Genomic DNA, 11616 nt, shown 5'->3' with positions numbered 1-11616 from the left:
GAGCAAAATCTAGAAATTCTTAATTTATTTTTTAAAATACCGTTAAGATGCTGTACATGTTTGACCAAAGGGAGTTTGTCAGCATTAGGAATTTTTATAAAATAAATTTTAGAAGTTCTTATTGCAGCGAACTAGCATAGTAAGCATTGTATGGCATTTTTATTCAATCAAACATAACTAATTTCCTTATCCTTACTGCATATCACTTCAATTGGCTTTTCATTTAATTTAGTCTTTAATATTACTTTATGCTTCCAAAGAGATACTATATGTTTTAAAGTTTCTCCTGCATAATTTAAATCTAGTTCCCTGCCATCATACTTATGTTCCAATACCAAGGTTTTATTTCTAATATCCTTTAATTCTATAAAAGGTATACTTCCCATTCCAACAGACTTACAAAAGGTATCTTTTATAGTTTTATATCCTTCTTCATCTGATATTTCCTCTATTATAAAAGTTTTTTCATCTATTGTATATTGAAATAAATTCATCTCTGCGCATAGTTCTTTACTTAAATACCTTCTTATAAAAGATTCATCCCTTTCAACCGCTCTTACTTCGAATAATTTATCCATTCCATACTGTTCTTCTAATTTAGTAAATATTTCAAAACCTAAATAATATGGATTTATTCTTTCTTTATTGGGTGCCACCACTGCATTATGCCTATCTAGAAACTCTAAATATAAACCTTGAGGAAGTTCCATATTTTTTAGTATTTTATAATGCCAAAAGCTCGCCCATCCTTCATTCATTATTTTTGTTTCTATTTGAGGAATAAAGTATTTGCTTTGTTCCATTACAATACATAAAATATCTCTTTGCCATGAATCCATTTCCCCATTTTCTTTAATAAATTTTAGTAAATCTATTTGAAACTTTATAGAATGAACTGCATCTAATATTTTCTCAACTTCTTCCTTGCCAAACTCATCTATATAACCTCTAATTTTATCTCTATGACTTTTAAATATTTCAAAGGTGTCTTCAGATATTGTATTTTCTATATACAATCTATTGTTTTTAAAAAAATCATTATGACCATAAACATGTGCCATTGTAAGTATTTGCATTAATAAACTATTTTCTCTTAAGAGATAAGAAGTGCAAGGGTTTGAATTTATAACAATTTCATACGGTAATCCAATTAAGTTATGCCTATAAAGGGTTTTTAACTTATCGTAGTTTTTCCCAAAACTCCAATGTGGATACATGGAGGGCATGCCCAAATATACTTGATATGAAAGCATATTATTATAGTCTACAATTTCAAATTCTTGAGGATAACAATTAAGTCCAAATTCTTCAACCTTACTCTCAATCTTATTGTTCCAATATTCCAACTCTTTCATTGTATATTGCAATATCCTCATCCCCTCTCTTCTTCTATATTCAACTCTACTTTAAACATCTCTTTAAGTGCCTCCCAAAGGTCCTCCTTTTTTTGCATGGATACTGCAATAAAATTTTTTTTATTAATTTCGTGTAGATACTTTTTTTTAATACTACTTGCATATCCATAAGTCATGATTTCAGCATATCCAAATAAATTACAAGTCTCACATAATTTTATTGCTGACTGTACAGCTCTTTCATTATCCTCACTCCAATTATCCCCATCTGTGGCATGGAAAGCATATATATTATAACTATCTTCAGGATACTTTTGACTAATCAATTCCAATGCCTTTTTATATCCACTAGATATATAGGTACCACCGGATTCAACTTTATGAAAAAATTCTTCTTCTGTCACAATTTTAGCAGTAGTAGAATGGGATATAAATACTAAATCAGCGCTTTCATATTTACTTTTTATAAAATTGTAAATCATATAAAAGAAAGAACGGGCTAAATATTTTTTAGTTTGATCCATAGAAGCTGAGGTATCCATAATGCATATGACAACGGCATTATATTCTTTTCCTTTATCATTTTTGATTCTAAAATATCTTAAGTCTTCCTTTTTAAACGAAAATCTAGGTATTGTGCTATTTATACTATATTTCCCAATCTCTTTTAATCCTCTCTTCATAGCTTGCTTTCTTTTTATCTTCTCAATTACCGTTCTTTTTTTTGACAGTCTTGGAGGAATTCCTTCCCTTTGAAAACCACTTTTCTTTTTACGAGACTGTCCAATTATTTTGGATTTTTTTTTATTCTTAAGATATGGCAACTTCAACTGATCATATACATATCCTAAAACCTCTTCTAAAGTTATTTCCGTTTCAAAAATATCTTCCCCTTCCCTATTTCCGGCTCCACTATTTCCTTTAGCGCTATCATTATTTTCTAGGGGGATTTTTTCACCTTTTAATTCATCACCATCGCCACAACCTATAGTTGAAATGTTCTTTCCAAATACAAAACCATATTCTTTAATACCCTTAATAGGAACTTTTATCTTTTTATTATTATAACTGTCACCAATTAAACTTTCCTCTGATAAAATATCCACTAAATTTTTTTTTATACTCTCCTCTATAAGCTTTTGATGTCTTTTCCTGTCCTCTTCAGCTCTATCATAAGGAATTCCATTATACACTCTAATTACTGCCATAAAGTCAATCCTTCCATAGATTATTAGCGGCATAATTCAATATCATTTCACAACAATGAGGACAGTATCCATTCTGCTCCATTTCCTTGAGCATATTATTATATTTTTCATTTTGTTCTTTATCTCTGATTCTCGATTTGGTTATTATCCTAGAAATTTCCCTTGCTGAAAAAGTTAATTTCTTTTCTATTGCCTCTTTTAATGGCTCATAGCAAGTGTAATCTATTTTCCCTCCCTTTCTTAACAAATATAGCATGTACGAAGTTACATCCCTTCTAAATCCTTTAGAAGAGCTTTCTGATATTCCAATTTTCTCTTCTATACTTCTCATAAATTTTTCATCAAGTTCCAATTCCTCTCCTGTTATACTATCTTTCATTTTAGTATTATTTACATAGGCTTCTGCATTATCTAGATAATTATTGAAAAGTGTTTCTGCCCCTTCCTTAAACCCTTGTATAAAAGCCATGTTAATTTCATTCTCTAATATTCTGTTATATTCTTTTCTAATTATATCTTGTATAAAGGAAAGATATTTTTTCTTATCTTCCTCTGGTATGTCCAAATCTTTTATAGACTTTATTAAACTCTCCATAATACTCAAAGGGTTAATACAACTATTCTTACACTCGCATATAGCATTATCTATAGCTTTTATAATAAATCTTGTGGATATTCCACTCATTCCTTCTTTAATATCACTTTCATCTTTTAATTCTAAAATATCAATTTTCTTTGTTCCGCCCCTATCAATGATATCTTCCCCATTGTATATTCTAAGTTTAGTTAATAAATCTACTTTCAGAGATGGAGATAATCTAGTTAAAATAGCAAACATAGCTGCAACATCTATAGTATGTGGTGCTATATGAACATTAAAATTGCTACTATTTAATATTTTTTCATATATTTTTTTCTCTTCATTTAATTCTAAACAATAGGGCACTTCTATTTTTACTATTCTATCTAATATAGCTTCATTGGTATGATCTCCTTTAAATTTATTCCATTCCGCCTCATTAGAATGGGCCATAATTACCCCATCAAAATATATCATTGCTACTTTTCCTGGAGATGGAATAGACTTTTCTTGAGTAGCTGTTATTATTGCATGAAGATATTCCACATCATTTTTGAAGACTTCTATAAATTCAACTAATCCTCTATTGCTCACATTGAAAGCTCCATTTAGTGAAAGAACTCTTGGATCATCTTCTGAATATAAATCCATTTTTGATATATCTACAGCCCCTACTAATACAGATGCATCCTGATTATTTGGATCTACAGGTGGAACCACTCCTATACCTTTTCTCGATCTAATAGAAAAACTGGATTTTTCCACTATAAATTTTTCGTATTCCCCATTATATTCTTCTTTTAATCTATATCTACAGACCGGACATAAGTCTCCCTCTATTTTCACCCCTAATATTTCCTCAAATTTTCCCCTTAAATGCTTAGGAATTAAATGTAGGGGTTCTTCTCTCATGGGACATCCTTTTAGCACATAAACATCCTCACTTTTTTCTAAAGCTTTTTTAATACATTCAACTATAGAGGATTTCCCAGAGCCTACAGGTCCTACTAAATATAATACTTGCCTTGACTCTTCTCCTTTCATAGAGGCTGAGTAAAAATAATTCATGATCTTCATCAATGTTTTATTTATACCAAAGAAATCCTTATTAAAAAAATTGTAATTCTTCACCACTTCATTTCCATAGATTCTTTTTAATCTTAAATTCTCATCAGTGTCTAATATTTCAAATCCATCTTCTAGAATGATATCGTAAATTCTTTTATGGGATAGCTTACATATGTCAGGATTACTTTTTACTATTTCTAGATAGTCTAAAAAATCGCACTGGAAATCTTCAGTCCTTCTTTTTTTTCTATCTATTTCTATTAACTCTTTAAAATTCATATTTACCTCCATAGATGTTCATAATATCCCCTTATATTTTTATTGTATTTATATTATATTTTTACATAATTTAGAACAAATCAATTTTATCCTTTAAATTTACACCTATTTGGGATTATAATAAAATTAACATGTTTTATAAAGGGGATGTTATTATGAAATTTATTGATTTAAGAAGCGATACTGTAACTCAACCAACGGAAGCTATGCGAAAAGCAATGTTTGAAGCAGAAGTTGGGGATGATGTTTATGGGGATGACCCTACAGTAAACCAGTTAGAAAAATTATCTGCTAAAATTACCGGAAAGGAAGCGGCTTTATTTGTTCCTAGCGGTACTTTTGGTAATCAGTTGGCATTATTTACTCACTGTCAAAGAGGAAATGAAGTTATATTAGGTGAGGATTGTCACATAATAATGCATGAGGTAGGAGCCGCTTCTGTCATTGCAGGAGTACAATTAAGACCTATAAAAACTGATAAAGGACAATTAGATCCAAAGGAAATAGAAAAAAGAATTAGAGGAATAGATATTCATTTCCCTGAAACAGGACTAATATGTGTTGAAAATGCATATTCAAATGGCAATGTAATTTCATTAGAAAATATGAAAGAAATTTATAATATAGCTAATACTCACAATATACCTGTACATTTAGATGGCGCAAGACTATTTAATGCAGCTACATATTTAAAGGTTGAAGCCTGTGAAATCACTAAACATTGTGATTCCGTTATGTTTGCTCTATCAAAAGGATTATGTGCTCCAGTGGGCTCTATATTGGCAGGTAGTAAAGAATTTATAGATAAGGCTCGAAAAAAGAGAAAACTTATGGGAGGCGGTTTAAGGCAATCAGGTATATTAGCTTCAGCTGGATTAGTTGCTTTAAACCATATGATAGGAAATTTAAAACAGGATCATGAAAATGCACTATATTTAGGTGAAGAACTATCAAAGATACCAGGAGTAAAAGTAAGGCTTGACGATATTCATATAAACATGGTATTCTTTACCATAGATACAGCTTTGGATGATAATATTATTGTCAGTGAAATGCTCCAAAGAGGGATAAAGATAAATCCTACAGAAAATGGTGAATGGAGATTCGTAGTTCATTACTGGATTTCAAGAGAAAATATAGATTATATAATAAATAGTTTAAAAAGTATATTATCATAAAGTAAATATGGATAGCCGTATAGCTGTCCATATTTACTTTCCAATATAAAATATAACTATATTTCTAAATTATCGTACTATCTAATATAAGGAGGTTAATTACTATGAAAAACGCGAAAAAATTTCTAGCCATTCTTTTAATACCAGCTTTATTGTTAGTTGGCTGTGGTAAAGGGAAGAATAGTGGTGATAATAAAAAACCTGAAACCTCAGATAAAGGAAATATTGCTTACACTATTAAAGACTACTACCCATTTAAAGAAAATATCAAAATAAAATATAAAGGTATTGGAAGCGAATTTGCTGAAAAGACAGTATTTACTGACTATATAAGAGGCAATAAAGTTCAGCTAAGAGTAGTTAATCCTGGCACTACTTCAGCCCAGGTTTTGGAGATAAAAGATGGAGAACTAAGACTTATAACTTCTAAGGAAGAATATTATCATAGAGATAGTATAATTGATATAGAAAATAAAAATTATGAAATTTTATTAAAGGAACCTTTAATAAAAGGAACAACTTGGTCACTGCCAAATGGAAGTAAAAGATTTGTTTCTGATATAGAAAAAGAAGTAGAAACCCCTGCCGGAAAGTTTAAAGCACTAGAAGTTACAACAGAAAATGCAGATTATACTTCTTATGACTACTATGTATTAAACAAAGGATTGATAAAAAGTATATATAAAGCAAAGGACTTAGAAGTCATTACAACTTTAGAATCCATAGAAGAAAATGCTCCAGTAACTCAAACAGTAAAATTCTATTACTCTGATTACGCTGAAGATAAAATATATTTTATTAATAAAACATTAAAGTTTAATACAAATGATGATGTTAAAGCCGCTTTTGAGAAAGAGTTTAAGGAAAACTTAAATGCAAATATCACCAAATTAATTGGAGATAAGGTCTCAATTAATAAAATATATCTAGATAGCAACACAAATACCGCTAAAATAGACTTATCCAGTAACTTTGTTAAGGAAATGAACGCTGGTTCCGGTTATGAAATGGCTTTATTAAAATGCATAACCAATACGCTAGGAAACTACTACAATGTAGATAAAACTACAATTACTTTAGATGATAAACCATATTCTTCTGGACATATATCTATGAAAGAAAATGAGCCTATAAAGGTCGATTATGAAAATGTGAAAGAATATAAAAAATAGTACTAAAAAAATCTGTTGAGTTTTCTCAACAGATTTTTTTATCTTTAACTATATTATAAATATCTACTACTGAATCCACCACATAATCAGGACTGTGCTTTAAAATATCCTCTACAGAAAGAGCTGTATATTTTACCAAGCAAGTTTTTGCACCAGCATCTTGTCCACATAATATGTCGTTGTGACTATCTCCTACCATTATGGCATTTTCAGGCGAAATACCTAATATTTCACAAGCCTTTAATACAGGTTCTCCATGCGGTTTATGTTTTTCAGTATCCTCTGGAGTTATTATGACTTCCATAAATTTTTCTAAATCGAATAATCTTAATCCTCGAATAGCACCTCTTCTTCTTTTAGATGTAACTACCCCTATCTTCAATCCAGCCTCTTTAAGGAGCTTTAATCCATCCTCTACTCCCTCTATAGACTTTGCTAACTCATCATGTATTTCTTCATTATGAGCTATATAAGCTTGAAATAATTCCTCTGATTTATCTTTACCATATCTTTGTAATACGTCCATTAAAGGTTCGCCAAAGGTATTAATTATCTCACTATCATCAACTTCTATATTTAGATGGTTTTTAAACACATATTTAAAGGTCTCCAAAATTAAATCATTAGTGTTAATTAAGGTCCCATCTAAATCAAATAATATAGCTTTAATCATGAAATCCTCCTTAAGTATTTAAACTCTTAAAATAATAAAAGGCCATTATGGTTTTGTCATCCACTATTAATTCTTTCTCTATTAAATCTTCTAAGTCATCAATACTAATCCATTGACCGCCTAATACATCTTCATCTTTTATATTTTCGGGTATAAAGGAAGCTTTGTTTATTTTTACTTTAAACATATTCATAGTACTTGAACTAAAGCCTAATATAGGTTTATAGCTTATGATTTTAGATATATGATTTTTCTCTACCACTAGCGCAGCTTCTTCCCATAATTCCCTTATTAAACAATCTTCTATACTTTCTCCTTCTACATCAATAATCCCTGCCGGTATTTCTAAAGTTTCCTTCATTATAGCAGGTCTAAATTGTTTCACTAAAAGTATTTCATCAAATTCATTTATCACTAGTGCTGATACTGCATCATGGTTTTTTACTATTTCATACTCTCTTTCCCCTACTCTTCTTTTAAATAGCTTTAACCATCCATCATATAATAGCTTACCTTCCATATCAACCCTCCATTGTCCTTTTAAAAAAAGTCACATTCAATATTCATATCTTTTAAAATTTGAACTTTTTTATCATATATTTCTTCTCTTTCTTTAATAATAGCATTCATTGGAGTATCATTGCAAATTGGGTTTTGCGTTAATTGCCAAGCTCTTAAATATTCCATGGATTTAATTATCGCACTTCCTTGAGAATAAAATTTTTGATTTCCCATAATATTAGTAAGCTTATTACAAAAATCAAATATCAATTCTCTTTCTACTTTACCTCCACCTGCCCAAACTAATTTAGGAGGCAATCCACTCCAAAGTTCCGATTCAATATTTTTCCATTCATTTATTGCCTTGTTCATGTCCTTATCACTCTTTAATTTTTTTAATTGATTATCCATAGTTTCTTTTATTTCACCATGTAGTATATTTAATAGTCCTCCAGTTTTTTTATAAACTGATTGATATAAAAACTCCATATTATCCAGTGGCAACATTTTTTTATACTCTTCTAGTATAGGTGAGTTTCTTAACCCTGGAAGTACTTTTAACACACCAGACTCATTTTTATTTATTATTGTATATTCATAAAGAGTCTTTCCTTCAAGCTCTTTATAACTTTCATTTATAGAGCACTCTATTTGAATCAAAAACAGCTTTACAGCCGCTAATTGTGTGGGAAACCACACATTATTATCTTTTTTATTTATAATCATCTTATATTTCTCCTTTTATCCTCTTTAGTGTTTCTATAGCTTTTTCATGATTTGGTTCTTCTTCTAATAAGGCGTTTAATACCTCTTCTCCTCTATCAATGTCTTTGTTCACTGTTATGTAATAAACTGCTATATTATATAAAGAATTAAGCTTAATATCTTTTGGATTTATAGAATTATTACAATAATATACAGCTTTATTATAATAATCTAATGATTTATCAAATAAACCCAAAAGATTATATATAAAACCTAAGGAATAATAGGAGTTTGCATCATTCTCCCTTAATTCTAAAGCTTTTTTAAATCCATCCTTGCTTTTAAAAATATCTCCATAGAACATTAAATTAATATCAGCCAATATGTATTCTACATAATAATTATCAGAATATCTTTTTAACTTTTTAGAATACTCTACAACAAAAGTAGCATTTTTTTCTTTCACACTGTTTATAAATAAAAACATCAAATATGCCCACTCTAAAGACAATTTTTCTTTATTTTTATCTATATACTCCTTAAAATACTCGCTTAGATATGTTGAATATGACAATTCTCCTAAAAGGATATCCACATAATTATTATCATCAATATTAACTTTATATTTGTCATTGATGATTTTTGCATATTCTTTAAGTTCAATTTTTTTATCACTCATGTATTTCACTCCTTATTCTTTGGTTAACATTAACATTATATAATGTACTATCTTTAATGACCAGTAAAAATTTTATTAAAATCTATCCATTTACATTTAATATACTATATATTATGTTATAATAGTAATGTTTACGGTTTATAATACAACATATTGCATAAGGTGGGAAGCAAATGAATAAAAAAAGCGTTTTAGGAATAATACTGTCAAGTTTTTTATTATTGACCTCTTGTGGTCAAAAAGTAGCAAAGGAAGAACCTTATGTTACAAGGGAAAATTACCTATTAGGTACCATTGTGGAGCTTAAAGTATATGGGGAAAATGCTGAAAAAGCAACTAATAGAGCTATGGATGTAATATCAAGTATAGATGACTTGATGTCACCAAATAAGCCAAATAGTGAAGTTTCTCAAATAAATTCAAATTCGGGTAAAAACTATGTAAAAGTTAGTGATGATACTTTAAATGTAATCAAAAAGTCACTATACTACTCATCTTTATCAGAAGGTGCATTTGATGTAACTGTAGGGCCCTTAGTTAATATTTGGGGTATCGGAACGGATCATGCAAGAGTTCCATCAGAAAAAGAGATTAAAGAAAAATTGAGTTTAATTAATTATAAGGATATAGAAATAGATGAAAAAAATGAATCTATCAAACTAAAAAGAAATGGGCAAGGAATAGACTTAGGTGCCATTGCTAAAGGATACGCTGCAGATAAGGTTAAAGAAGTATTAGCTGAAGAAGGAATTAAAACTGCATTCATAAACTTAGGTGGAAATGTAGTAACCTTGGGTAAAAAAACTGATGGTTCAGACTGGAATATCGGAGTGCAGGATCCACTAGAAACCCGCGGTGGATATTTTGCTATATTAAAAGCTTCTAATAAATCTATAGTTAGCTCTGGTAATTATGAACGATTCTTTGAAAAAGATGGTATAAGATATCATCATATATTGGATACTAAAACTGGTTATCCCTCAAATAATGAACTAATGGCTACTACCATAATTTCTGAGGAATCTATAGATGGGGATGCTCTATCTACTTCTATCTTCGTATTAGGATTAGATAAAGGTATGAAATTAATTGAAGGCTTAAAAGATGTTGAGGCTGTATTTGTAACAAAAGATAAAAAGGTTTATACCACTTCTGGATTAAAAGATTCAATAAAGATTACTAATAAGGAGTATGTTTATGAAGAAAGGTGATAAATTAATTTTTTCAGTAATATTAATTATTACCGTAGTAGGATTTTTAGGAACTTATTTTTATAAGAATTTTACAAAGTCAGAAGATACAATAGCGGTAATTAAGCAAGATGGAAAGGTTATCAAAAAAGTTAATTTTAAAGATCTAGATAAAGAAGAGGAATTTACAATATATTCAATTGACAAACAACACTATAATAAAATAGTTGCAACAAAAGACGGAATATATATTTCTGAAGCAGATTGTCCGGATCAAGTTTGTGTAAAAACGGGAATCATTTCAGAAGTTGGAGACACTGTAGTATGCCTTCCTTTTAGGCTTATGATAGCCATTGAGGGCGAAAAGACTAATAAGGATGTCGATGCTACTACTTATTAAAATATTACTTTATAGGTGATGTAATGAGGAATATAAAAAAATTAGTATTTATTAGTTTACTAGTCAGTATTGCTTTAATAATATATATTATCGAAGCTCAACTACCAGTATTACTTGCTGGAGTACCGGGAATAAAATTAGGACTAGCTAACTCCATATCTCTATTTGCATTATTAACTCTTGGCGGTAAAGAAGCCATATTAATAATGATTTTAAGGACATTATTAGGATCTTTTTTAGGAGGAACTATGTCATCCTTCTTTTACAGCCTATCCGGTGGACTATTAAGTAACATAATCATGATTATATTGTATAATAAGTTTAAAGATAACTTAAGTATATGGAGCATAAGTGTATGTGGAGCTGTATTTCATAACATAGGACAGCTATTAGTAGCTTCCTTAGTAGTTCAAGATTTCAGGATATATTTATACTTACCAGTTCTAATGATATCTGCTATAATTACAGGATACTTTATAGGAGTTACTACAAACTACTTATATAATCATGTTAAAAAAGTTCCTTTAATTAGTAAACTTAAAGAATTAGATTAAAATAAAAAAGCGTGGACTTATGAACTGACCCTTGTCAAGTAGACAGATTATTTAATTAAAATATTATGCACTTA

12 protein-coding genes are annotated in these 11616 nt (G+C 29.4%); 5 read left to right on the top strand and 7 right to left on the bottom strand.

The features are described 5' to 3' along the window. Positions 1-167: 167 nt before the first annotated feature. From RYO54_RS09420 to RYO54_RS09410, 3 genes are read right to left on the bottom strand one after another with little or no spacing between them, the layout of a single operon-like run. On the bottom strand, positions 168-1367 hold the full coding sequence (locus RYO54_RS09420) for a SpoVR family protein (RefSeq protein ID WP_315117969.1): 1200 nt from the start codon (positions 1365-1367) through the stop codon (positions 168-170). A gap of 5 nt (positions 1368-1372) precedes the next feature. Continuing rightward, entirely contained in the window at positions 1373-2563 is a 1191-nt protein-coding gene (gene yhbH, locus RYO54_RS09415; RefSeq protein ID WP_315117966.1) for a sporulation protein YhbH, read from the bottom strand. Between the two features lie 4 nt (positions 2564-2567). Beyond that, entirely contained in the window at positions 2568-4490 is a 1923-nt protein-coding gene (locus tag RYO54_RS09410; protein WP_315117963.1) for a PrkA family serine protein kinase, read from the bottom strand. Between the two features lie 155 nt (positions 4491-4645). Between RYO54_RS09410 and ltaE the strand changes: the two genes are divergently transcribed. Both ltaE and RYO54_RS09400 read left to right on the top strand, forming a co-directional pair. Then, a complete protein-coding gene (gene ltaE, locus RYO54_RS09405; protein WP_315117960.1) occupies positions 4646-5668 on the top strand; it encodes a low-specificity L-threonine aldolase in 1023 nt (340 codons plus the stop codon). A 104-nt stretch (positions 5669-5772) separates the two neighbouring features. Further along, a complete protein-coding gene (locus RYO54_RS09400; RefSeq protein WP_315117959.1) occupies positions 5773-6840 on the top strand; it encodes a GerMN domain-containing protein in 1068 nt (355 codons plus the stop codon). Positions 6841-6865: 25 nt separating this feature from the next. On the opposite strand, the gene ppaX is transcribed toward RYO54_RS09400, so the two are convergent. The 4 genes from ppaX to RYO54_RS09380 are packed head-to-tail and all read right to left on the bottom strand — an operon-like array spanning position 6866 to position 9398. Beyond that, positions 6866-7513: a pyrophosphatase PpaX gene (ppaX, locus tag RYO54_RS09395; RefSeq protein WP_315117956.1), complete on the bottom strand. Its 648-nt coding sequence runs from the start codon at positions 7511-7513 to the stop codon at positions 6866-6868. Between the two features lie 10 nt (positions 7514-7523). Beyond that, positions 7524-8033: an NUDIX hydrolase gene (locus RYO54_RS09390; protein WP_315117953.1), complete on the bottom strand. Its 510-nt coding sequence runs from the start codon at positions 8031-8033 to the stop codon at positions 7524-7526. A gap of 20 nt (positions 8034-8053) precedes the next feature. Next, complete coding sequence (locus RYO54_RS09385; RefSeq protein ID WP_315117951.1) at positions 8054-8740, bottom strand: hypothetical protein; 687 nt, start codon at positions 8738-8740, stop codon at positions 8054-8056. Between the two features lies 1 nt (position 8741). Then, entirely contained in the window at positions 8742-9398 is a 657-nt protein-coding gene (locus RYO54_RS09380; protein WP_315117948.1) for a hypothetical protein, read from the bottom strand. 173 nt (positions 9399-9571) lie between these two features. Here RYO54_RS09380 and RYO54_RS09375 point away from each other — a divergent pair, with 173 nt between their 5' ends. The 3 genes from RYO54_RS09375 to RYO54_RS09365 are packed head-to-tail and all read left to right on the top strand — an operon-like array spanning position 9572 to position 11542. Further along, positions 9572-10609 (top strand): FAD:protein FMN transferase, encoded by a 1038-nt coding sequence (locus RYO54_RS09375; protein WP_315117945.1) that lies wholly within the window; start codon positions 9572-9574, stop codon positions 10607-10609. Continuing rightward, positions 10596-10988, top strand: a complete 393-nt coding sequence (locus tag RYO54_RS09370; RefSeq protein ID WP_315117943.1) for a NusG domain II-containing protein — start codon at positions 10596-10598, stop codon at positions 10986-10988. The genes RYO54_RS09375 and RYO54_RS09370 overlap by 14 nt, the downstream gene beginning before the upstream one ends. 23 nt (positions 10989-11011) lie before the next feature. After that, positions 11012-11542: a Gx transporter family protein gene (locus RYO54_RS09365; protein ID WP_315117942.1), complete on the top strand. Its 531-nt coding sequence runs from the start codon at positions 11012-11014 to the stop codon at positions 11540-11542. Positions 11543-11616 lie beyond the last annotated feature (74 nt).

It is taken from the genome of uncultured Clostridium sp. (assembly GCF_963515715.1).
Lineage (GTDB): Bacteria > Bacillota > Clostridia > Clostridiales > Clostridiaceae > Clostridium_AW.
Note: the sequence above shows the minus strand (reverse complement) of the source record. Positions and strands in the feature narration are given on the sequence as shown.